General features: G+C 44.6%; 21 protein-coding genes. 14 read left to right on the forward strand and 7 right to left on the reverse strand.

Annotation, left to right across the window (positions count from 1 at the left end):
- The first annotated feature begins 225 nt into the window (after positions 1 to 225).
- Complete coding sequence (locus QZW47_RS18850; protein ID WP_293129604.1) at positions 226 to 912, forward strand: CPBP family intramembrane glutamic endopeptidase; 687 nt, start codon at positions 226 to 228, stop codon at positions 910 to 912.
- Positions 913 to 1,262: 350 nt separating this feature from the next.
- On the opposite strand, the gene QZW47_RS18855 is transcribed toward QZW47_RS18850, so the two are convergent.
- A complete protein-coding gene (locus QZW47_RS18855) occupies positions 1,263 to 1,535 on the reverse strand; it encodes a hypothetical protein (protein ID WP_293129607.1) in 273 nt (90 codons plus the stop codon).
- Between the two features lie 1,189 nt (positions 1,536 to 2,724).
- Between QZW47_RS18855 and QZW47_RS18860 the strand changes: the two genes are divergently transcribed.
- The 6 genes from QZW47_RS18860 (at position 2,725) to QZW47_RS18885 (ending at position 9,096) form a co-directional block, all read left to right on the forward strand.
- Positions 2,725 to 3,921 (forward strand): glycosyltransferase family 4 protein, encoded by a 1,197-nt coding sequence (locus QZW47_RS18860; protein WP_293129610.1) that lies wholly within the window; start codon positions 2,725 to 2,727, stop codon positions 3,919 to 3,921.
- A gap of 490 nt (positions 3,922 to 4,411) precedes the next feature.
- Positions 4,412 to 5,491 carry a glycosyltransferase family 4 protein gene (locus QZW47_RS18865; RefSeq protein ID WP_366930899.1) on the forward strand — a complete coding sequence of 360 codons (1,080 nt, stop codon included), beginning with the start codon at positions 4,412 to 4,414 and terminating at the stop codon, positions 5,489 to 5,491.
- A gap of 103 nt (positions 5,492 to 5,594) precedes the next feature.
- Positions 5,595 to 6,968, forward strand: a complete 1,374-nt coding sequence (locus QZW47_RS18870; protein ID WP_293129615.1) for an O-antigen ligase domain-containing protein — start codon at positions 5,595 to 5,597, stop codon at positions 6,966 to 6,968.
- The gene (locus QZW47_RS18875; RefSeq protein ID WP_293129617.1) at positions 6,965 to 7,186 is read left to right on the forward strand and encodes a hypothetical protein; all 222 of its coding nucleotides are present in this window, start codon (positions 6,965 to 6,967) and stop codon (positions 7,184 to 7,186) included. Before QZW47_RS18870 ends, QZW47_RS18875 begins: the two co-directional genes overlap by 4 nt.
- 378 nt (positions 7,187 to 7,564) lie before the next feature.
- On the forward strand, positions 7,565 to 8,359 hold the full coding sequence (locus QZW47_RS18880; RefSeq protein WP_293129621.1) for a WecB/TagA/CpsF family glycosyltransferase: 795 nt from the start codon (positions 7,565 to 7,567) through the stop codon (positions 8,357 to 8,359).
- Between the two features lie 293 nt (positions 8,360 to 8,652).
- On the forward strand, positions 8,653 to 9,096 hold the full coding sequence (locus QZW47_RS18885; RefSeq protein ID WP_293129624.1) for a DUF4079 domain-containing protein: 444 nt from the start codon (positions 8,653 to 8,655) through the stop codon (positions 9,094 to 9,096).
- 162 nt (positions 9,097 to 9,258) lie between these two features.
- Here QZW47_RS18885 and QZW47_RS18890 read toward each other — a convergent pair whose 3' ends face one another.
- Positions 9,259 to 10,158, reverse strand: a complete 900-nt coding sequence (locus tag QZW47_RS18890; RefSeq protein WP_293129626.1) for an alpha/beta hydrolase — start codon at positions 10,156 to 10,158, stop codon at positions 9,259 to 9,261.
- A gap of 466 nt (positions 10,159 to 10,624) precedes the next feature.
- On the opposite strand from QZW47_RS18890, the gene QZW47_RS18895 reads away from it, so the two are divergent.
- From QZW47_RS18895 to QZW47_RS18915, 5 genes are all read left to right on the forward strand, one after another.
- Positions 10,625 to 10,984 carry a FeoA family protein gene (locus QZW47_RS18895; protein WP_293129628.1) on the forward strand — a complete coding sequence of 120 codons (360 nt, stop codon included), beginning with the start codon at positions 10,625 to 10,627 and terminating at the stop codon, positions 10,982 to 10,984.
- Positions 10,985 to 11,167: 183 nt separating this feature from the next.
- The gene (locus tag QZW47_RS18900; RefSeq protein ID WP_293129631.1) at positions 11,168 to 11,410 is read left to right on the forward strand and encodes a FeoA family protein; all 243 of its coding nucleotides are present in this window, start codon (positions 11,168 to 11,170) and stop codon (positions 11,408 to 11,410) included.
- Positions 11,410 to 13,749, forward strand: a complete 2,340-nt coding sequence (gene feoB, locus QZW47_RS18905) for a Fe(2+) transporter permease subunit FeoB (RefSeq protein ID WP_293129634.1) — start codon at positions 11,410 to 11,412, stop codon at positions 13,747 to 13,749. The genes QZW47_RS18900 and feoB overlap by 1 nt, the downstream gene beginning before the upstream one ends.
- A gap of 61 nt (positions 13,750 to 13,810) precedes the next feature.
- Positions 13,811 to 14,077: a FeoC-like transcriptional regulator gene (locus tag QZW47_RS18910; protein WP_293129637.1), complete on the forward strand. Its 267-nt coding sequence runs from the start codon at positions 13,811 to 13,813 to the stop codon at positions 14,075 to 14,077.
- A 240-nt stretch (positions 14,078 to 14,317) separates the two neighbouring features.
- Positions 14,318 to 16,513 carry a cation-translocating P-type ATPase gene (locus QZW47_RS18915; RefSeq protein ID WP_293129640.1) on the forward strand — a complete coding sequence of 732 codons (2,196 nt, stop codon included), beginning with the start codon at positions 14,318 to 14,320 and terminating at the stop codon, positions 16,511 to 16,513.
- A 21-nt stretch (positions 16,514 to 16,534) separates the two neighbouring features.
- On the opposite strand, the gene QZW47_RS18920 is transcribed toward QZW47_RS18915, so the two are convergent.
- From QZW47_RS18920 to QZW47_RS18930, 3 genes are all read right to left on the reverse strand, one after another.
- Positions 16,535 to 17,272, reverse strand: a complete 738-nt coding sequence (locus QZW47_RS18920; protein WP_293129643.1) for an alpha/beta hydrolase — start codon at positions 17,270 to 17,272, stop codon at positions 16,535 to 16,537.
- A 93-nt stretch (positions 17,273 to 17,365) separates the two neighbouring features.
- On the reverse strand, positions 17,366 to 17,878 hold the full coding sequence (gene fldA, locus QZW47_RS18925; RefSeq protein WP_293129646.1) for a flavodoxin FldA: 513 nt from the start codon (positions 17,876 to 17,878) through the stop codon (positions 17,366 to 17,368).
- 162 nt (positions 17,879 to 18,040) lie between these two features.
- Positions 18,041 to 18,367, reverse strand: coding sequence for a cupin domain-containing protein (locus QZW47_RS18930; protein ID WP_293129649.1), 327 nt, complete (start codon positions 18,365 to 18,367; stop codon positions 18,041 to 18,043).
- A gap of 135 nt (positions 18,368 to 18,502) precedes the next feature.
- Between QZW47_RS18930 and QZW47_RS18935 the strand changes: the two genes are divergently transcribed.
- Positions 18,503 to 18,718: a hypothetical protein gene (locus QZW47_RS18935; protein ID WP_293129652.1), complete on the forward strand. Its 216-nt coding sequence runs from the start codon at positions 18,503 to 18,505 to the stop codon at positions 18,716 to 18,718.
- Here the strand turns inward: QZW47_RS18935 and ubiG are convergent.
- Positions 18,715 to 19,560: a bifunctional 2-polyprenyl-6-hydroxyphenol methylase/3-demethylubiquinol 3-O-methyltransferase UbiG gene (gene ubiG, locus QZW47_RS18940; protein WP_293129655.1), complete on the reverse strand. Its 846-nt coding sequence runs from the start codon at positions 19,558 to 19,560 to the stop codon at positions 18,715 to 18,717. The two genes, QZW47_RS18935 and ubiG, sit on opposite strands and share 4 nt — an antisense overlap.
- A 355-nt stretch (positions 19,561 to 19,915) precedes the next feature.
- On the opposite strand from ubiG, the gene QZW47_RS18945 reads away from it, so the two are divergent.
- A complete protein-coding gene (locus QZW47_RS18945; protein WP_293129658.1) occupies positions 19,916 to 20,647 on the forward strand; it encodes a TIGR04283 family arsenosugar biosynthesis glycosyltransferase in 732 nt (243 codons plus the stop codon).
- Between the two features lie 14 nt (positions 20,648 to 20,661).
- Here QZW47_RS18945 and QZW47_RS18950 read toward each other — a convergent pair.
- Positions 20,662 to 21,565: acyltransferase (locus QZW47_RS18950; RefSeq protein WP_293129661.1), on the reverse strand; the 904-nt coding region annotated here is incomplete at its 5' end.

Here is a 21,565-nt window from a genome sequence, read left to right on the forward strand (position 1 = left end):
CAACTGCACATTCTGCGATGCCAAAAATGCCAGCCACTTATATAAGCGGCACAAAACTGACAGCATTTGAGATTTGAGATTTTAGATATGAATAACTGACTGCATCAGAATTGCAGGCTTGCTTGGCTTTGCATTCTTTTGAAAAGCTGGTATCGCCTGTTGTTAGCAGCGGTCAAGCTTTTACCTTTGATGTCAATCCAATTTTACAACGAAGCGTAAAAAATAATGCTAGACACGGGCGATCGCTTCACAGCACTATCGGCTCTCGCACTGCTTGTCCCGGCTGCAAGCATTGGCTCCTTAGCAGCATTGTCTGTTACTGGAAGCTGGGGACAACCACTGTCGGCGTTGTGTCAAGTTTGGTTGCTGGTTTTCCCGATCGCCTGGTCTGTTTTAGTCGATCGACAAAAACTGCATTTATCTCTCCCCAAGCGCCGAGAATTGCTCGCTGGAGCCATTTGGGGAATATTCATGTTTGCAGTAATTGTGGGTATTTACAGCCTTTTCGGTCAGCACTGGATCGATCCTGTAGCTGCCAAACAAAAAGCGCAGCAATTAGGTATTAACAGCCATAATATTTACTTAATAATTGAAGCATATTTTGTGCTAATTAACTCACTAATTGAAGAATTTACTTGGCGGTGGTTTGTCTGCAACAAATGCCAGATTCTGATACCGGGAAAACCCGCCATATTTCTCAGTTCGCTATTGTTCACGCTCCACCACATTTTGGTAATTGCAGCCTACAGCGACTGGCGCGCAGTGATTTTAGGCTCATTCGCTGTCTGGGGAGCCGGGATAATTTGGTCGCAGTGTTATCTGACTTACCGTTCGCTGTGGCCTAGTTATATCAGCCACGCGATCGCAGATTTAGCCCTGGCAATTATTGCTTGGCAAATCCTCTTTAACTAGCTGCTATCTCAGCTACTACCGCTGCCAATTTATTCATAAAATTTGACCCTTCCAATCGTTCTCGCGACTAATATCTCTCCCCGCAATCTGACAAAAATTATTAGTAATTGCCAGTCCCAAAACCGCATCGCTACTGTAAGTGATATCGTGTCCAGATTAACGCACACACGGATCGGTGCGCCCGAAAGTCGGTAGCCCCAGAGCCGACTTTCGGGCGTACTACAAACGATTTTTGCGATGGTAATCGAGCCCAGATGATATCAGAGGAGTGTCGCTGACAGGGCTTTTGAAGCACAGGTGGCGCCCCCCGGCGGGCGCAATGCCCCTGCCGGGGGGCGCTACCTGTCCTTCTAAATTGTCAACTGCGACAAGGTATCTGTCCCCGTAGCTGCCGTTGATGCTTTCCGCCGCAGCGGCAACTGTTGGCTGGGATTCATGCTGGCTGTACTGGAATTTTGACTGACGCTCGGCCACACTTGAAGGTTCCTTCGTTCGCACTTGGAGATGCTTTGGGTTAAGCCATCTGCTTTTAATTCTAAGTTTTGTGGCGCTGGCGATAGAATCACGAACCATATCGCTGAAACCATCGCCAGCACAACTCCCAAGAGTACGCCGATGGTCATCGAAAATCCTAAACTTAAGAAAAATGATTTTTTCTTAACATAATTTTTTTATAAGCGAGCTGCTTTGATACGTACCGCTAAGCTGTGGCTGCTGCTTAAAAGTCAAGGTTGGTTCGATTTATGGCATTGTACCCTAAGTATTTCTTCGATATTTACACGCTGATTAGATTATTTGCGAAATTTTGTTTTTACGGTAATTACTTAGACAGGACTCGCGGGCGCTACAGGTAGTCTACCCAGAAGTAGCGGTCGCTTTTTCACACTGTTTCCGGGGATCGCCCTTGATTTAAAAATTTAAAACACACCAGCCAATTAAATTTTTACTGGGGAATTTGTATCTTCTGTACTGCAATCGATCGACATAATTTTCCAACAGTCTCTGAGGCATCAACCTGGTGTTGCATACTTCAGCGACCAGGGACAGCGAGGGATAGTTTAAAAACCTAGTTTATTCCATAATTGGCGCGTTCAGGACTTTATTCCCGCGATCCTATGTTTTTTAGCGAGCACTCCTGTGTACAGCTTTGATTGAATTACATCTATAAATTATACTTAGATTAAGTATTTAAAATTTCTTTTTATTAGGTTATAGAATCAAACAATCTATCAAGATATGCTATTTATCTGTGTCTTAATATAACCCAAAGATAGTAGTTTTAGTTGATATTTATCAGCTTTTAAGTTCAATCAATAAAAAATATATGTACGATATTCATCAAACGATATCTTGTTACCTGTGCTACATTTGGTTTCCCAAACTATTTACCTTGACAATATTCACCACGACCACAAAGGCTGGGTAATTTCCGGTTTCCCGTACATACCCGGCTGTAGGATAAGCAAGTGCTGTTATGCTAGACAGGAAGTGTTGTCTAGTTTGCTGTTTGGCGCTAAAAAGTTAGTGTTTAATCAGGGGTCTGCCTTGAGGAATAAATTGCACCACCTGGTAAATTTATCCCTACAGGAACTGTTTTACCCTCGCATCAATCGTTATTATCAGTTCAATGACAGCGAAGTTATGGTCGATCGATACTGGGTTGTTCCCAACACTTACCAGGTTTGATTCATTCTACGTACACACAAGGAAAGCGGTAATTAATATTCACCCGCCCCTCTTTCCTGTCAGGCTCTAAAACCAGCGCTCCTGGCAGCGCCAAAACCGAGTCGGAGTCTTCAGCGGGACTTAAAAATGAAAATCACGTTTGTTCTTCCTACTCTGTGTCTGACTGGTGGAATCCGAGTAATATCTATCTTTGCGGAACGTTTGAGAAAGCTAGGACACGAAGTGTTCGTGATCTCCGTACCTCACCCGCAACCGAGTCTGCGCCAGCAAGTCAAGTCACTGTTGCGGGGACGAGGTTGGATTGGTACACCTGAAAACGAACCTTCATTTTTCGACAAATTAGATGTCAAACAAAAAATTACCGATCGCTACCGTCCGGTAGAGGACAAAGACGTGCCTGACGCTGACGTAGTAGTTGCAACCTGGTGGGAAACCGCCGAGTGGGTAGCAAAACTCTCCCCCAGCAAAGGAGCAAAAGCTTATTTTCTCCAGCACCACGAAGTTTTCGACTATTTACCTCAAGGTAGAGTGGAAGCCACCTGGATGCTGCCAATGCACAAAATTACTATCTCTCATTGGTTGGTGAATCTGGCTCGGACGAAATACGGCGATCGCCAAGTTTCCTTAGCTCCTCCTAGTGTGGACACCAAGCAATTTTATGCCTGTCCTCGCCACAAACAATCGGTTCCGACAATTGGCATGATGTACTCCACAATTTACTGGAAAGGAACCGACATCGCCCTGAAAGCTTTTTCCCTAGCTGCTAAAAAGATTCCCAACCTGCGCCTGGTGGCCTTCGGTGTAGATGCCCCATCCCCGGAATTGCCCCTGCCAGCCAATGCCGAGTATATAATTCAACCAGACCAAGACAAAATCAAAGACTATTACAGCAAGTGCGATGCGTGGCTGCTGGCGAGCCGCTCTGAAGGCTTCGGATTGCCGATTATTGAAGCGATGGCGTGCCGGACTCCGGTCATCAGTACCCCAGCAGGCGCTGCTCCTGAAATTTTGAGCGGCGGTAGCGGCATACTCGTAAGACCCGAAGATCCTGAAGAAATAGCAAAAGCCATAGAGTATATCTATCAGTTGCCGGATGCCGAGTGGCAAGCCCTGTCGGAAGCAGCCTATGCCAAGGTAGTCAATTACAGTTGGGAAGATGCCACTGCTCATTTTGAAGCGGCATTGAAAGTTGCTGTAGACAAATCTCAACAGCGGGACGTTAAAATAATTTCCTCTTCTCCCTACTACGTAAAGGAAGAACCCGTGAACCCAGAACCACAAGAATTACCAGCGACCAACAAAAAAATCGAGGTTTCATGCTAGCTGCTGGGATTTGAACTCCTGGGCGACGCGCTCTTGAGGCGCGATTCTCAGGAGCAATTCCCTATAGTTTGGCGGGGTGCTTCTGCCAAAACCCAAATTGCCCGCGTCCTGTTTTCTACCAAACAGTTTAGATAGGAATTCTGGGTGCATCGATCGGCAAATAGCAGTAGTTTCAAGTTATAACAGTCGGGCCAAACCTCAATCGGTGTGCCACAGAGGTTTTAATGCTGGCGCCGTTATGGGTTAGACTTGTCTAGTCCTCAAACATCTCCCGATTTGTAGTGGAGACGAGTTCGCAACCACAACCTCAAGTCGGCTCGACTATCACATGACGATGCCTCCGGCATTCGCCCGCAAAGAGCACAATACTCAAAAATAGACTCATAGCGCAGTGCGAAGTCTGAGGGAGATATTTGATCTACCAGCGTGTATCTTCCATATCTATATGAAAATTACTTTTGTCTTGCCTTCCCTGGGTCGGTCCGGCGGCATGAGGGTGTTATCTAAGTACACAGAACTTCTTCAAAAGCGAGGACACAAAATAGTCATAGTCTCTACACCACAGAAACAACCGACTTCGATCCAACAATTGCGATCGCTGATCAAAGGTAAGGGCTGGCTGCCGCCTCTGCCGAAAGAAGAGTCTCACTTTGACAATATGGATGTCGAATGTCACGTGCTCGAAACCCACCGTCAAATTACCAACCGTGACGTACCGGATGCCGATATTATTATGGCTACTTGGTGGGAAACGGCTGAGTGGGTGGCCGCACTCTCCCCGAGCAAAGGAGCGAAAGTATATTTTATCCAACACTACGAGGCTTTTGACTACCTACCTCAAGGTCGAGTAGAGGCAACTTGGCGCCTGCCGATGCACAAAATCGTTGTGGCTAAGTGGCTAGCAGACATAGCTCGGGAAAAATACAACGATTTGTGCATATCTGTCGTCCCTCCCACCGTGGACACCAAAAAGTTTTACGATGTCCAGTCCCAAGCCCAGCAGCCACGAGGCAAGCAGTCAGTTCCCACAGTCGGGATGTACTATACTACAACTCCTTGGAAAGGCTGCAAGATGGCGATCGAGGCTTTCTCTCTAGCTGCTAAAAAAATTCCCAACCTCCGTTTAGTTGCCTTTGGTTCGGGGGACACTCCTCCTCCCGATTTGCTGCTCCCCCCGGGTACTGAGTATAATATATCACCAACTCAAGAGGAACTGACCAAATTTTACAGTAAATGCGATGCTTGGCTGTTTTCCAGCATCTCCGAAGGCTTCGGCTTGCCAATTATCGAAGCAATGGCTTGCGGCACTCCAGTCATCGGCACGACGGCTGGTGCGGCTCCAGAACTGCTGGCTGGCGGGGGTGGAATCCTGGTCAATATCAAAGACTCAGAGGCTATGGCAAAAGCGATCGAGCAGATTAGTCAGTTGTCTGATGCCGAATGGCAGATCATGTCTGAGAATGCTTTAAATACGGTAAAAAATTATACATGGGAGGATTCAACGGCTCTCTTCGAGGCCGCGCTGTACGCGGCACTGGAACGTCAGGCACAATTAACTGACAAGGCGTAAAATTGAGGTTGGTTTAAAAGATCGGGGGAAGAGGCGATCGTTGCGATAATCTTTATCCGGCAAATTGAGTTGTCAGGCTACAATTTTACTGCCCAAATAACCTATGCAAGCATTAATCCCAATTGTGATGTTCGGCTGGATTCCGATCGTTTTTTACCTGTTTGTGAGGTATCCGACTCAGCGGGCGGTAATTATAAGTTTTGTGGTAGCGTGGCTATTTTTGCCACAAGCTTCTTATCCGATCCCCCTGTTGCCACCCTACACCAAAATATCGGCATCTTGCTACGCAATTTTGCTGGCGACCATTGTCTACGATACTGAACGGATCACCACTTTTAAACCAGGTTGGCTGGACGTGCCAGTGCTAATTTGCTGTTTTTCTCCAATTATTTCACAAGTTACTAATGGTGGCAGCCCGATTTCTCCGACTTTCAACCAAATAATTACTTGGGGTATGCCTTATTTTTTAGGACGGCTGTATCTCGGTAGTTTAGACGGATTGCGACAATTGGCGATCGGAATTTTTGCAGGTGGGTTGGCCTACATTCCTTTTACCTTAATAGAAGGGGTTAAGGGGCCTATTCTGCACCAAATGATTTACGGCGTCAACGCCTTTGAGGACTGGGGTCAAGCAAGGCGCATGGGGGGGTGGAGACCGGTAGTATTTATGCAGCACGGTTTGATGGTGGGCGTGTGGATGATGACAGCAGCCTTAATCGGAGTTTGGCTGTGGCAAACTGGGACGCTCAAAAAGTTTCAGGGCCGCAACATCAAAACTCTAGCAATTGTATTAACAGTAGCTTTTTTCCTCTGCCGTTCTACAGGCGCCTATACTTTATTTGCAATCGCGTTGCTCATATTATTTTGTGCCAAGTGGTTTCGCACTTCTTTGCCACTACTATTCGTGATTGGATATATAGCGTTTTATCTGTACGTAGCTGCATCGGGTCAATTTTCCAGCCAAGACGTGATGAGTGTAATCAATCCCATATTTGGTGAAGAACGATCCGCCTCTCTGAAGTTTAGATTTGACATGGAAGAGATATTGGGGGAAAAAGCGCGACAAAGATTTCTGTTTGGCTGGGGGGATTCTGGGGGAAACCGCGTGTACAACCAGTACGGTAAAGATATCTCCGTCACCGACAGCTTGTGGATTATTGCATTTGGTACCTACGGTGCAGTCGGTTTAGTTAGTTTATTTTCTTCCTTGCTACTTCCTGTTGTGGTCTTTTGCGTCAAGTATCCGGCCCGAACCTGGTCTAATCCGAAAGTAGCGCCCGCCGCGGCCTTGGGAGTAGCCTTAACTATGTACGTGTTTGACTGTGTTTTGAACGCTATGACTAATCCGATTTTTGCAGTCATTGCTGGAGGAATATCCGGTTTGGTGTTAAAAGCCCCAGAAAGTCTTAAGGCTAAGAAAACCAAAATTAGTTCGCAGCCAAAAAGACAGTTGCTGGTTCAACAAAAATCAGGATGATTTTCACTCCTCGCGATCTACCCCGGCGCTCAAAGCTTGAAAATATCTGGGATTCACTGGATACAAAAACTCAAAAATATATGATTTTGGCATCAAATCAAGCTCGTGATTTTTTCTATCTTTCTCAGTGTCCCAAAAATATAGAATTGTTCTCAAGTATTGATAGCAAGCAAATTTTTGGTTTATTTGCTCAAATATTGTCACTTGTAGATTTGTGATATTTTGGAGCTTTATGCAAGGGATGGTTGATGGCTCGCCAGCCTAGAAAGAATGTTGCAAGAATCGTAAAAATCGGTAGGAGTTAGTGTCAAAAATTATTTTTCTGACGTTTATTTACAATTTAAGTATTAGCAAGGAATTATATTTAATATAGAATGTATGAAAGTTTAAATATCAATTTATTTGCCAGACTTTTGGCTGAGAGTAGATGATGCTTTACACAATCTTTAAAATTCCTTGGTGGACAGTTAGCTTGCACGGGGATATACTTAAGAAAGTATATTCACCTGCCCGCACAATTAACGAAAAACACGAGGCGGTAAAGTAGGTGACAGTTTGAGTTGTAGTCTAAGATTAAAACTGGAAGGTAACAAGCAATGAATACAGTTAATTTATTGAATGTATCTATAGATAACTTGTCAATAACAGAGTTGTTTGAAAAACTAGACTCTGAAGGCGGTGTTGTATTTACGCCCAATGTAGACCACTTAATTAAGTTGCAGTATGACCGCGACTTTTATGAAGCTTACAATACATCTAGTTATCGAGTCTGCGACAGTCAAATATTGATGTATGCCTCTAAATTTTTGGGTACTCCTCTGAAGGAAAAAATTTCTGGTTCAGACTTGTTTCCGGCATTTTATGTGTATCACAAAGATAATGAGAACATAAAAATATTTTTGCTAGGAGCAGCGGAGGGTATTGCCAAGAAAGCCCAGGAAAAAATCAACCAAAAAATTGGTAGAGAAATAGTGGTTGAAGCACTTTCTCCTTCTTTTGGATTTGAGAAAAATGAGGAAGAGTGTGAGGCAATAATCGACGCGATAAATAAATCGGGAGCTACAGTTCTGGCCATTGGAGTGGGAGCGCCCAAGCAAGAGAAGTGGCTGGTTAAATATAGGAGCAAATTCACACACGTCAAAGTTTTCTTAGCAGTAGGCGCAACCATTGATTTTGAAGCTGGTTGCAAAGCAAGATCTCCTAAATGGATGAGTGAAGTTGGCATAGAATGGGTGTACCGGCTGTTAAGCGAACCGAGAAGGTTGTGGAGAAGATATTTGATAGAGGGTTTGCCGTTTTTTCGATTAATCTTAGAACAAAAATTAGGGTTTTATAAAATGCCCTTCGTGGACAGCAAAAGCACGAGCCTAGAGTGGGAAGGCGGTTCCTAAACACTGGAGCGACACATCATACCATTTTCGATTTGCTATTTGAGATTTTGGATGAGGAATGATGTGGTTGAGATGAGTTAGGAGTTGACAAGCGAGTTGCATTTTTTTAACTGGTATCAATAACGTCAATGAAGCTGAGTATGAGTTCTGGCGTTTGATTTCAGTGTCAGACGGATGCAAGCTGCGGATAGCCCGATCGCACTTTTCCCCCAAAATATTCATTCTTGCTTTCAATTCCCGCTAAAATTGGAATGGAATATTTTTTGGCAAATCCCTAACTAGGGATTTAAATCATGAATTTGCCTTCTTTCTTGTGGTTGTGGAAAATAGCGGCTTGGTCAATGGGTGTTTCCCTGCTAGCTTACGTGTTGCTGGCCGTTACTGGAACGTGGATGTTTGCCGCCCGCAGTACCAAACAGCAGCGCCCAAAATGGCTGCGTCCCTTTCATTTGGGGACTGGCGCGGGGATGGCGACTTTGGTAATTTTGCTGTTAGGAATTGGCGTAGTCGGTACGCTGGGAGAATACGGGAATTTGGGTCACTCAGCTCATTTACCTGCGGGGTTAGCTGTTGTGGCGCTGGTGTTGGTTTCTGTGGGTAGCGGGCTGCAAATTGGCCCGAAACATCCTTGGGCGCGTCCGGTACACATTGGGACTAATTTGGCTTTGTGTGGGGGATTTGTCGTTGTGTTACTTACGGGATGGACGATTGTACAAAAGTATTTACCGAAAGTTTAACGTTTGTTTGTGATGAGGATTTCAGTCCTTCGATCAAAGATGCGGACTGAAGTCCTCACTACGAACCCGATCAAAGATGCGGACTGAAGTCCTCACTACGAACCTGTTTGTTTGCGGTGAGGATTTCAGTCCTCTGGGAAAAGATGCGGACTGAAGTCCTCACTACGAGCCTGCTACTTTAGCTATGAAATCTAAGATATGTTGAGCGGTAATCTGCGGTTTTTCTAAGTGGGGAACGTGTCCGCAATCGGGTATCCAAATTAGTTGGGAATTTGCGATCGCACTTTGAAACTTCTGAGAATCCGCTGTGCCCAATATTCTATCTTGTTTTCCCCACAAAATCAAGGTTTGCTGCTGAATTTGCGATAGTTTTTCCCCAAAACCGCCGTAGCCGCCACTTTTGGTAAACGCAATTAAAGCTTGATTCCAGTTGGGCATTTCTAAGTGCAAAGCAGCGCAGGTTTGAGCGTCTACAGAAGCCAAGGTTGCGTCAAAATAAGCATTGACACTAATTTTTTGGCGAATTTTTGGGTTTCGCAAAAATGAAGTTGCCAGATATCCTAAAGGAGGAATTAAAAATTTTCCTTTATTAGATGTTACCGCAAAACCTGCACTGTCTATTAAGACTAATTTTTTGACCGCTTCGGGATGATTGAGAGTGAAATCTATTGCTGCTGCACCTCCCATCGACGCGCCCACTAAGATTACAGGCTGCGAAATTAGGGTTTTCCAGAAATAATAGAGGTGAGTGCCAATTGCCGTCGCGCTCAAGGGCAAACCCGCCACTCTTTCTGTAAAGCCGAAACCCAACAAATCAACCGCCCAAGTCTCATTTTTTTCGGCCAGCAGCGGCAACAGGCGGCGGTATTCAAATACGGAACTGTCGAATCCGTGAATTAGCAAAATCGGGGTGTTGCCGCTGCCTTGGCGGACGTAGGTTGTGGTAATTGGCTGCTGATTTAGGGGAGTGGTAATTGCCTCTACTTGAATGCTTTGGGCTAAGGAAATTGAGGTAGATTCTGTGAGTTGTGCGATCGACTTTGGGAGAAAACTTGCTGGCATTATTCTTGATAAATTGTGAACTCGTAGCGGCGGTGCTCCCGCGATCGCCCTAACATTTAAGTATATATGCTCGATCGCCCTTGTTTGAGGATCGCTGCTGAGTATCGCTCAGCGCCGGCTAAGGCTGAGTTTGTCAACCAAATGCTAAAATATTTGAGAATTGTTGCCAATAATTCCTTTTTAGTTTACTATGCTTAAGGGCAGTAAGTCTGGCTTGATCGGGGTTAAAGCACAAATCAGCATCTAGCGTAAGAGAGATTAAAAGTAAGAACCCGCCAAAAACTCGTCTAATGTCTGGGCCCGGGGAATAGCAGCTTCCGAAATATTCAAGGGGAAAGAGTTCGCTAGAACGGGGAATTTAGCCCTATCTGCGATTGTAGATCGATCGTATTGAGAATCTATCTCAAGTCGATCGCACCAGCAAGCCAAACAACTTGTTATTAAAGTCGATCGACTTCCAAAACAGATGAACCAACAATACAGCCAACAGAACAAAGAGTCAAACCCTGCACAGTTCGGGGGTTTTTCCTTTTATAGCGAGACACCAGAAGTCTCGGAAACCGCAAACAATAACACAGAAGCTCAACCAGACTCAGCTCAGAGTAAATCGTTCCCGCTAGCAATGGCAAGCATCGGCGAGAAACTGCGGATAGTCAAACTCAAGGGTTCAGAAGGTACTGTGCGCCGCCTCATCGGTATGGGATTTGTCTCCGGCATCGAAGTTCAAATCATCAGCAATTCTGGTGGTTCGGTGATTGTGGCAATGGGCGACAATCGCATCGGTTTGGGGGCGGGTATGGCACAGAAAATTATGTGTACGAATTAAGGGAATTGCCATAAATCTACAGCAATCTTATTTCATTTGTGAACAAGATTTTTTTTGTTAACCGCAGAGGGCGCAGAGAACACAGAGGAAGAGAAAAGAGAGATGTTCACAAATGCTGAGAGGGTTGCTAAATTCAAGACTTTGATTAAATTTGTACAAATTTAAACTGAATCAAAAAAATCAATGAACGAGAAGAAACAACTGGGTGATTTAGCTGTTGGCAGCACCGGGAAAGTGGTTGGCTATGAGAAAACAGCCCGCGGTTACAAAGGTAAATTGTTAGCAATGGGATTGACGCCGGGAACTGAATTTACTGTCACTCGCCACGCACCTCTAGGAGATCCCGTAGAGATCCTAGTGCGGGGCTTCAAGCTCAGTTTACGCAAAGATGAAGCAAAAACTCTATTTGTAGAAGAAGTGAAATAATGAATAAGCAGATTATTGGATTGGTGGGCAACCCTAACTGTGGAAAAACTACTTTATTTAATGCGTTGACAGGTGCTAATCAGCGAGTTGGTAACTGGCCGGGAGTAACCGTTGAACGCAAAGAGGGAAAATATACTCATGATGGTTTACCAATTACTATCGTTGACTTGCCGGGAGTTTATTCTCTTGATGCTGAAGACGGAGATACTGGACTCGATGAACTCGTAGCGCGAGATTATTTGCTATCTGGCGAAGCTGATGTAATTATTAATATTGTTGATGCTTCCAATATAGAGCGAAATTTGTATCTCAGCACCCAAGTCTTAGAGATGCGTGTGCCGATGATTGTAGCGCTAAATATGATGGATGTTGCCAAAGAAAGGGACATCAAAATTGATGTTGGCAAACTCGCAGAACGCCTCGGTTGTATGGTAGTGCCGATGAGTGCTTCGTCAAATGATGGAGTGCCACTGCTGCGGGATGCTGTGAATAAAGCGCTACAAAAGCCGATCGTACCATCTGCCTATGTCGCTTATCCGGCTGCGATCGAAGATGCGATCGCCCAACTCATCCCACACATCGAAAAAAACAGCCCAAATCGCACCGTAGATGCTCGCTGGACAGCCCTGAAACTCTTAGAATATCAGGATGAAGTCGCCCCCGAACTCGCCAATACAGAACTCGAAAAAATCGTGGTTCCGCACCGCCGACGAGTGCACGAAACCCTCGATGACGATTTGGATATTATCATTGCCGATAGTCGGTACACCTACATCCGCAGCCTCACCCAAGGAGTAGCCGAATCTTCCAGGGAAATCAAAACCAACATTTCCGACAAAATCGACCAAATTGTGCTTAACCGATTTTTAGGTATTCCCGTATTCTTGATGGTGATGTACTTAATGTTCACCATTTCGATTAACGTTGGGGGCGTGTTTATCGACTTCTTTGACAACTTTTTCGGGACAATTTTTGTAGACGGTTTAGCTGCTGTCTTAGAAAGCGTCAAATCCCCTGGATGGTTGATCGGACTGCTGGCAAAAGGTGCCGGCGGTGGCATTCAAACCACAGCTACTTTTATTCCCCAAATTGGGATGATGTTCTTGTGTTTGTCAGCCCTCGAAGACTCCGGCTACATGGCACGGGCAGCTTTTGTGATGGACAGATTAATGCGGTTTGTCGGACTTCCCGGCAAATCCTTTGTACCGATGATGGTAGGTTTTGGGTGCAATATTCCCGGAATTATGGCGACGCGGACTTTAGAAAATAAGCGCGATCGCACGATGACGATTATGATGAATCCATTCATGTCTTGTAGTGCGAGATTGGCAGTTTACGCCTTATTTTGCGGCGCATTCTTCCAAGTCGGCGGTCAAAATATGGTATTGGGACTTTATCTGTTAGGAATTTTAGCCGCAGTGCTCACCGGACTGATCTTAAAAAACACCATCCTGCAAGGAGAAGCTGCACCCTTTGTGATGGAACTGCCACCCTACCACATTCCCAAGCTCAAAGGCGTGCTGCTGCGGACTTGGGATAGATTGCAAGCTTTTATCAAAAAGGCCGGAATCGCGATCGTCATTATGGTAATTGTACTCGGATTCATGAACTCCGTGGGCACCGACGGTTCCTTCGGCAAAGAAAACAGCAAAGATTCAATTCTGAGCGCAGTTGCCCGCACAGTAACACCCGTATTTACCCCGATGGGAATCACCCAAGAAAACTGGCCTGCCACCGTCGGTTTACTAACAGGAGTATTTGCCAAAGAAGTCATGGTGGGAACCTTAGACTCACTCTATACCGAACTAGCAGACGAACAAAAAGCAGCAACAGGTGCAGCACCAGAAAAAGCAGAAGAATTTAGTTTTTGGGGCGGCATGAGCAAAGCATATCTCAGCATTCCAGAGAATCTCGCAAAACTTCCCGGTCAACTTTTTGACCCCCTCGGTTTAAGTTCCGCCAATATTACAGACCAAAAAACAGCAGCAGAAGAGCAAGGTATTTCAGGTAGCACCTACGGACAAATGTCGCAACGCTTTGGTTCCAACACTGCGGCTTTTGCCTATTTGCTGTTCGTATTACTGTACTTTCCTTGTGTCTCCGCAACGGCAGCGCTTTACCGCGAAACTAACTTAGGTTGGACAATATTTGCGGGTGCTTGGACTACTGGTTTAGCTTACTGGACTTCAGTGCTTTATTATCAAGTTGCGACATACGCAGAGCATCCAGAATCTTCAATTATCTGGGTAGTGAGACTGGCAATAGCTATGGCGCTGACTCTTGCGGGATTAAGAATAGCTGGTGCAACACGCCCCAAACGGCGCGAAGTCATGAATTAAATGTATCTGCGTTCATCTGCGTTAATCTGCGGTTCAAAAAAATCATATAAGGATAAAAACCATGATTTTAAGCGACATCCAACAGTTTATTGCTGAAAACAAAAGAGCATCTCTCGCCGATTTGAAACTCCATTTTCGGATGGACGGCGATGCTTTGCGCGGAATGCTCAACCGCCTCATCCGCAAAGGGCGCATCAGTAAAATGGCAGAAGCTAAGAAGTGCGGCGGATGTCACAGTTGCAGCGACGATGCTACGGAGATTTATGTGTGGGTAAATGCGGATAAATCCCTACCAGTAGAAGAACCAGTTTCTGCAAATTGCCATTAATCTCATGTTCGCTTCATTAAGCAAAATCAATCAGGTTTGTAGTGAGGACTTTAGTCCGCATCTATCGAAGGACTCGCATTTCTCACTACAAACAGGAATCACCCTCAATCCCTCTCTGGGGTTAATTAAAAAAAATCTTGTTCACAAACCCAATAAAATTAGGATACCATTTAATCAGACATCTGAATATATGTTCAATAATTGTGATAATCATTCTAAAATCTCACAAGGATACTGATAATGACTCAAACTCCATCCCTCAAAACGCTACAAACTAAAATTGGCGGAATGGACTGCGGCAACTGCGCCAAAACCGTAGCAGCAGGCTTGGAAAAACTGCCGGGACTTACCGACATTAATGTAGTTTTTGCCACTGAAAGTTTGCGGTTAAATTACGATCCTGAACAAGTAACCGAAAAAGTAATATTCGATCGCATAAAAAACCTAGGCTACACCATCGAACAGCCTACCGCAGCAATATTATCACACTCCGATGCCCCTTGTTTAGACGAACATCACCAGCATTCTACCGTCCAGAAAGCTCAAAAACCCGATCCAACAAACTGGGAATTCTGGATTCGCAATCGCCGGGGACAAAGTGTCATTTTAGCTGGAATAGGATTAATCCTGGGATTGCTGACTCAGAATTTAGCCCTGACAATCTGGATATCGCGGGCTTTTTACGGTATCGGTATGATTGTAGCTGGATTTCCGATCGCCCGCGCGGGCCTGATGGAGTTGCGCTTGCGTCGCGCCGACATGAATTTGTTGATGACTATTTCGGTAATTGGCGCGGTGGCTTTAGGCGATTGGTTTGAAGCGGCGTTAGTTATCTTCCTGTTTAGTCTGGGAACAACTTTGCAAACTTTCACTTTCAGCCGCACTCGCCATGCGATTGCGAGTTTAATGGATATTACACCTCCGACGGCAACTGTCAAGCGCGACAATAATCAGGAAGTGACTGTGCGGGTTGAGGAAATTCAAGTTGGAGAAATTTTGACTATTCGCCCTGGCCAAAGGGTGGCATTAGATGGGATAGTTGTAGCGGGGAATTCAAGCATTGACCAATCGCCAATTACGGGTGAATCTATCCCGGAAGATAAGCAAACGGGCGATCGCGTTTTTGCCGGAACTTTAAATCAAACTGGCTTTTTGGAAGTCAGAGTTACTCACACTGCGAATGATACCACGGTTGCGAAAATTGTTCACTTAGTCGAGTCGGCACAATCGAGTCGCGCACCAACTCAGCAGTGGGTGGACAAATTTGCAGAGATTTATACTCCTATTGTGATTGTAAGTGCGATCGCCCTGACAGTAATTCCGCCCTTAATTTTTGGTCAACCGTTCAGCATCTGGTGCTACCGCGCCCTGGTAATGTTAGTCATAGCCTGTCCCTGCGCCTTAGTAATTTCCACTCCGGTTTCCATTGTCAGCGCCATCGGTGCCGCCACCAGTCAAGGCGTGTTATTTAAGGGCGGAAACGGCTTAGAAAATGCGGGAAAAATCAAGAGTCTGGCTTTTGATAAAACCGGAACTTTGACTGAAGGTAAACCAGTTGTCCAAAAAATTTACGACTTAGGAGAATTGAGCGCCAGCGCGGTATTGTTAATTGCAGCTTGTTTGGAAAAACAATCGGAACATCCTTTAGCTAAGGCAATTGTTACCAAAGCGGAGGAAGCAGGAATTGAGTTAGAAACTCCTGAAGACTTTATGGCTTATCCAGGTAAAGGGATTGCGGCGAAGTTTGGCAACAACCTGTATTTTGTCGGAAATTGCCGATTATTTGCCGACCAAAATATCGAACTGTCAAAATCAGCCGTCTCTCTGCTAGATGAGATTGAAAAATTAGGTCAAACTCCCGTTTTAGTTGGCAGTAGTCGCGGTTTGTTGGGAGTGATTGCTTTGGCTGACGGCTTGCGGCTGGAAGCTGGAGAAGCCGTATATATGCTAAAACAGATGGGTTTGAACAATTTGGTGATGCTCACGGGCGATCGCACTTTTGTAGCTCAGCAAATAGCCCAACAACTCAACCTATCTGAGTATAAAGCAGAATTGCTGCCATTCGACAAACTCCAATCAATTCAACAATTGCGAAATTTGGGAACCGTCGGAATGGTAGGCGACGGCATTAACGATGCCCCCGCTTTAGCCGCCGCCGATATCAGCTTTGCAGTTGGTGGCATTGATATAGCATTAGAAACCGCCGATGTGGTATTAGTTGGTAGCGACTTGAGAAAACTCGTTTATGCAGTCGATTTGAGCCGCCGCACTGTAAATGTGATTCAGCAAAATGTGATTTTTTCGTTGGTCACAAAAGCGCTGTTTTTGTTGTTGGGAACCTTTGGGTTTGTCGGGTTAGCAGTTGCAGTTTTGGCTGACACGGGAACTTCATTAATCGTGACGGCAAATGGAATGCGGCTGTTTCGGAATAAATAGAGCAATGAATAGCAATCGCACCTAAAATCTCAAATCTAAAACCCGTTGGCGACTGTGTAGAGATAGCCAAAAATTTAGTATTTCCTCGCCGACTTCTTCTGGATAGAAGTGATGGAAAAAATGCCGCCCGTCTGGACATTCCCAAAAGCGATCGCCTTTTTTGATAAATTTCGACCAGCGGCGCATCACAATAGGAGATGCCACAAAATCCGTTTTGCTACTACATATCAACAAAGGTACTTCCACACCTTCATCCCTAGAATTAATTACCCTAAATAAAGAGTGAGGAGAAGGAGAACAGGCTAAGTCATCCTCAAAATATGGTATAAATTTTTGATTGATACTTTGATTTTGGAATCCTAGCATATCACGTACCATTTGACTTAAAACTTGTTTGCCACTCCAGGGAAAAGCTGAAAGATGCGTGTAGTAATGTGCTTGCCAATTAATCGCAGATGGCACACCCACACCTAAAAGTGCCAAAGAACTTACTTTCTCAGGATAGCGGCGCGCGTACATTAAGCCAACTAATCCGCTGGTACTGTGGCCCATGAGATGAATTGGGCGATCGCGAATTGTCAAAAAATCGTGCAAAAGCTCAACAGCCATATCCAAAGAGCAACCTTCGTCTTCAGTTTGATGGTATTCCCATACTTGCACCGGCACAGAATGATTTAAGTAGGCAAGTAGAGAGCGATCGAAGCATTGCAAACTAGGACTTACACTTAACCAAAGCACGTCATCTGAACAAACTTTCATCTATTTTAAGTTGGATATCGAGTTATTTATCAATTAAGCATAACGTTTAAATGTAGGGTGCGCAGTGCGCACCTTACCGCTACTACTGCCAGTCTACAAGCCAAATTCTTTCTTGAGTTGAGATACCCAAGATTTGACCCGTGCTTCCGTCAGATCCGATTGATTGTCTTCATCAATAGCAAGACCCAAAAACTTGCCATTAACTACAGCTTTAGATTCATTAAAATCATAGCCATCTACCGGCCACTGACCGACAGTTTCACCGCCCTGATCCGAGATTTTCTCAGCCAAAATCCCCATTGCATCCATAAAATTATCTGGGTAGCCTTCTTGGTCGCCAGTTCCCAAATAAGCTACTTTTTTGCCACTAAAATCAATATCATCAAGTTCGGTAAAAAAACCTTCCCAGTCGCTTTGCAGTTCGCCGATATTCCAAGTCGGACAAGCGATAATCAGACATTCGTATTCGGCGAAATCATCAGACTCAGCGCGACCGATGTCGTGCAAAGTTACGATATCGTCGCCAAATTCATCTCGAATCATGTCAGCGATAGATTCAGTTTTGCCAGTTGTAGTTCCGTAAAATAGACCAATTGATTTCGACATTGTTACTCCGAATGTGAAATTTGATAGTGCTTGAGATTTCTTTTTTTTGAGTCCGAACTTGGCATTTCTTGCCTGCAATTCAGACAAAAACAGTAGACACGGTTGTGGCTAACCTGAGAAATTAGGGAGTCAAGGCAGCAAGGACATTGTTTTTTCATCTGCTTAAAGTTGAAAATTCATCAACCAAGCTGACTCACTCAGATCCGGGTCGGCTTCGCAGTCAATTAGTAACAAATTCAGTGTCGTTGCTACTTTTATAGTGCGCGGGATGCCGGCGGGTACAAACACAAATACTCCGGGTGTTAAAGTGACTGTTCGATCGCACACCGTGAGAGTTCCCACTCCTTCTAAGACGGCTATGGTGACATCTGTGGAGTGATCCAGGTCGGGTATTTCGGAATTTTGACCCAAACTCATCAGTTTTTGGCGATCGGCTGGTTGCCCCTCGCTGATTCGCGAGGCTGACGCGGAAACTATTGCTGCTGTCACGGTGATTGACCTCCAGGTACTGTTAACTTCCGGCAGTTATTGCAATTAATATTCAATAAGCTACCATGCAATCTAGATCAATGGTCAAAATTAAGATATTAAGATTTGTAACGAAAAACGTCTGCACTGAAGATTATGGCGGGTATTACAGCCTTGAATTTAGACAGAACGGTGGTTTTGGGCGCTCTAGCTGGAATTGGCGATCGGTCAAATTCCAAAATACTTGCAAATTATATGCAGTTGTGTTTAAAAAATTGGGGCGGGTTTAAGATGGATTTGGTCGATCGCACAAATCCCTCTCAAACCCGCCCCTTAATAGCAAAAGTCAACTATCAACAATTAACAGACTAATTTTTCACCCCTACGCCCACATACATAATTGATGTATCCTCATTAATTTGGATTTTAAACAACCCAGATTTTTTGTAATCAACATAGTTAGCGAAATTAACTGTTAAAAGTTGAGCCGCTTGTTTGAAAACTGCCCCCGAAGGAAATAGTTGCTTTCCACTTGTAAAATTCCCCCAAAAACCGTACATTTCGCTTAAAACCGCCCCCATTTCTCCAAACATATCAAAACCTTTAATTTCAATGTTGCCAAAACCCGTGTCCCGCATTACCGCAGAGAGTTCCTCCGGGGTAATAAACTTTTCCCAATCGTGAACGCCCCGCCTAATTTCCTGCAAGATATTTTCCATCAGCCCAATCATCACAACTTGCGACGAAAAAGTTCGATTGATTGTATCAAAAAAGAACAGTCCGCCAGGCTTGAGAATTCTGTGAACCTCAGACACAACTTTTTTGTAATCGGCAACGTGTTCTAAAACATCCACGCAGATTACAACATCGAAGCTATTGTCAGCGTAGGGCATATTTTCGGCAAAACCTTGCCTGTAGTCAATCTCGAAACCGCTGGTAACTGCGTGATTTTGAGCTGCTACGATGCACTTTTGAGATCGATCTATTCCCGAAACCACGGCGCCCCTCTCGGCCATAAACTCGCAGGAAAAACCGCCACCGCACCCGACATCTAAGGTTCTCAGCCCTCGCCAATTTGTCGCGTGTCTGTCGAAAAACTCAAATCTGGGTTTGTTTAGATGGTAGAGAGCGTAGATTTTAGCATTTTCGTCCCACCAGTTATCCGCATTTTCATCGTAAAATTCTAGATCGTTTTTTACTTCTGTTTTCTGCACGATTTTTTCAGTCCTAATTAGTGGAAGATTCAGCGGGCGATTCCATTTTTGCTGATTTTATATAACTAAGGAATGAGAATTAAATAAACTGCAATGCGTGATTGTTCTTGTGGGATGGGCGTCTCGCCCGTCCGAAAGGGGCGGGCGAGACGCCCATCCCACAAGCTTATACAAATTATTTAATTCACGATCCTAACGCCAAAAAACCAGATTTATGTAAAAAATCAGAGGTTTCGTGACAAGTTTCCAGGCAGAAACCGGGTTTCTGAATCCGCACGCGCAAGTTCTATTTTCTATCAAGTGGCGAATTGCCACAGTTTTTTATTATAATAGTTTTGGCATAAATTTCAACCAGATGGCTCGCGTTTCTATTATCATCCCAACCCTGAACGAAGCGACTTGTCTGGAACGCACCCTCAGCCAACTCAGCATTCTCAATCCTCCCGCTTGGGAGATTTTGGTGGTAGACGGCGGCAGTCAAGACGAAACAGTGGCGATCGCGCTTTCCGCCACCACCCGTGTTATTTTTAGCAGTATAGCAGGACGTTCTGTGCAAATGAACCTAGGTGCAGAAACCTCTACAGGCGACATTTTGTGCTTCCTCCACGCTGATACTCTAGTTCCCGACGACATCGTAACAGTCATCCAAAACACATTATCCGATTCCGAAATTGTCGGCGGCGGATTTATCTCGCTGATGGCTGGTTCCCAGCACACAAGATGGGGTTTTTCGCTGCACAATTACCTCAAAACTTACTACGCCCCGCTGTTATTTAAACCTCATTTGTTTGTCAAAGGATTGCGCCTGCTGTTTGGCGATCAAGTTATTTTTTGCCGCCACAGCGATTTTTGGGAATGTGCAGGTTTCGATGCCACCCTGCCAATTATGGAGGATGCGGATTTGTGTTTGAAGTTAGTACAACTTGGTAAAATTAAGTTAGTTAATCGGGTAGTGGAAAGTAGCGATCGGCGAGTGGCGCGTTGGGGCGAATTTAAAGCAATTTGGATTTATATTGCGATCGGTTTTTTGTGGGGCTTTGGCGTTCCCGCGAGCTACCTCAAGCAGTTTTATGAAGACATTCGTTGAAACACGAAATTCGATTAAATTCCTAGAATGTACGGGCTATATTTTTTGGGTAGGAGTTTCTGCAATAGGTAAATAATCGCAAAACAACTGAACAAACTTCCTGTCACTAAAAAGCCCAACTTCACTAGCGGATGTACGGGATCGAGCAATTTATAATAGACTAACGCCACATATCTCACGACTGTCGAATCTAGGAGATATATCGGGAATGAATAAGCAGCCAATATTTTGACTAATCCCGATACTTTACTGGGAAGTGCGATACTTTTAGAAAATGCGAGAATCGATAATACGAATAAAATTGCATATCCTTGAGAAGATATTTTAAAGAAAGATCGCAGAAACCATCCTTCCGCTGAAACTCCGCTGAGCAGGTAATATTCCCAAATGCTCGCTATATAAATTAGGATAGTTGCTCCTAAAACTAGCATTTTTATGCGTTCGAGAACTGGTTGAATTTTGTCATAGGTTGCACCCAAAAATAGACCTGTTGAAAATGGCAAAATCCAACTGAAAATCCAGCGTTCCATCAAAGGTAGAGGTATTGATATGTATTTGAGAGCGGTCAAGTAAAAAAATATGGTAAAAATTGTTTGAATTATTAAACCCAAAACCAAAATTTTCTGGGATTTTAAAACTTTTAATTTTACTAGCAACCACCACCAACCGTAGCATTGAACAATCACAACGATGAAGTAATAGGGAGGCATTACCGAACCTGTCAGGATGTCTCTGAGTAATGACAGTACATCAAATTTTGGCAGCGATCCCAAGTTATTTAATATGTACAGCGCTACTGACCAAAACAGGTAGGGTGGTATAATTCTTGACAGTCTTTTTTTGACTACCTCGCCGGGATTATTTTGATTTTCTAGTTTGTTGGTGAGGAAAAAACCGCTGAGCAGTAAAAATGCAGGT

The sequence above is a fragment of the Microcoleus sp. bin38.metabat.b11b12b14.051 genome, assembly GCF_013299165.1.
GTDB lineage: Bacteria > Cyanobacteriota > Cyanobacteriia > Cyanobacteriales > Microcoleaceae > Microcoleus.

Bases quoted from the DNA above. Each gene is read 5' to 3' on its own strand.
- QZW47_RS18945 (WP_293129658.1), top strand. From the start codon at position 19,916: ATGGCTCGCGTTTCTATTATCATCCCAACCCTGAACGAAGCGACTTGT.
- fldA (WP_293129646.1), bottom strand. From the start codon at position 17,878: ATGTCGAAATCAATTGGTCTATTTTACGGAACTACAACTGGCAAAACT.
- QZW47_RS18865 (WP_366930899.1), top strand. From the start codon at position 4,412: ATGAGGGTGTTATCTAAGTACACAGAACTTCTTCAAAAGCGAGGACAC.
- QZW47_RS18850 (WP_293129604.1), top strand. From the start codon at position 226: ATGCTAGACACGGGCGATCGCTTCACAGCACTATCGGCTCTCGCACTG.
- QZW47_RS18870 (WP_293129615.1), top strand. From the start codon at position 5,595: ATGCAAGCATTAATCCCAATTGTGATGTTCGGCTGGATTCCGATCGTT.
- QZW47_RS18900 (WP_293129631.1), top strand. From the start codon at position 11,168: ATGAACGAGAAGAAACAACTGGGTGATTTAGCTGTTGGCAGCACCGGG.
- QZW47_RS18910 (WP_293129637.1), top strand. From the start codon at position 13,811: ATGATTTTAAGCGACATCCAACAGTTTATTGCTGAAAACAAAAGAGCA.
- QZW47_RS18885 (WP_293129624.1), top strand. From the start codon at position 8,653: ATGAATTTGCCTTCTTTCTTGTGGTTGTGGAAAATAGCGGCTTGGTCA.
- QZW47_RS18855 (WP_293129607.1), bottom strand. From the start codon at position 1,535: ATGACCATCGGCGTACTCTTGGGAGTTGTGCTGGCGATGGTTTCAGCG.
- feoB (WP_293129634.1), top strand. From the start codon at position 11,410: ATGAATAAGCAGATTATTGGATTGGTGGGCAACCCTAACTGTGGAAAA.
- QZW47_RS18875 (WP_293129617.1), top strand. From the start codon at position 6,965: ATGATTTTCACTCCTCGCGATCTACCCCGGCGCTCAAAGCTTGAAAAT.
- QZW47_RS18860 (WP_293129610.1), top strand. From the start codon at position 2,725: ATGAAAATCACGTTTGTTCTTCCTACTCTGTGTCTGACTGGTGGAATC.
- QZW47_RS18920 (WP_293129643.1), bottom strand. From the start codon at position 17,272: ATGAAAGTTTGTTCAGATGACGTGCTTTGGTTAAGTGTAAGTCCTAGT.
- QZW47_RS18890 (WP_293129626.1), bottom strand. From the start codon at position 10,158: ATGCCAGCAAGTTTTCTCCCAAAGTCGATCGCACAACTCACAGAATCT.
- QZW47_RS18895 (WP_293129628.1), top strand. From the start codon at position 10,625: ATGAACCAACAATACAGCCAACAGAACAAAGAGTCAAACCCTGCACAG.
- QZW47_RS18915 (WP_293129640.1), top strand. From the start codon at position 14,318: ATGACTCAAACTCCATCCCTCAAAACGCTACAAACTAAAATTGGCGGA.
- QZW47_RS18935 (WP_293129652.1), top strand. From the start codon at position 18,503: ATGGCGGGTATTACAGCCTTGAATTTAGACAGAACGGTGGTTTTGGGC.
- QZW47_RS18880 (WP_293129621.1), top strand. From the start codon at position 7,565: ATGAATACAGTTAATTTATTGAATGTATCTATAGATAACTTGTCAATA.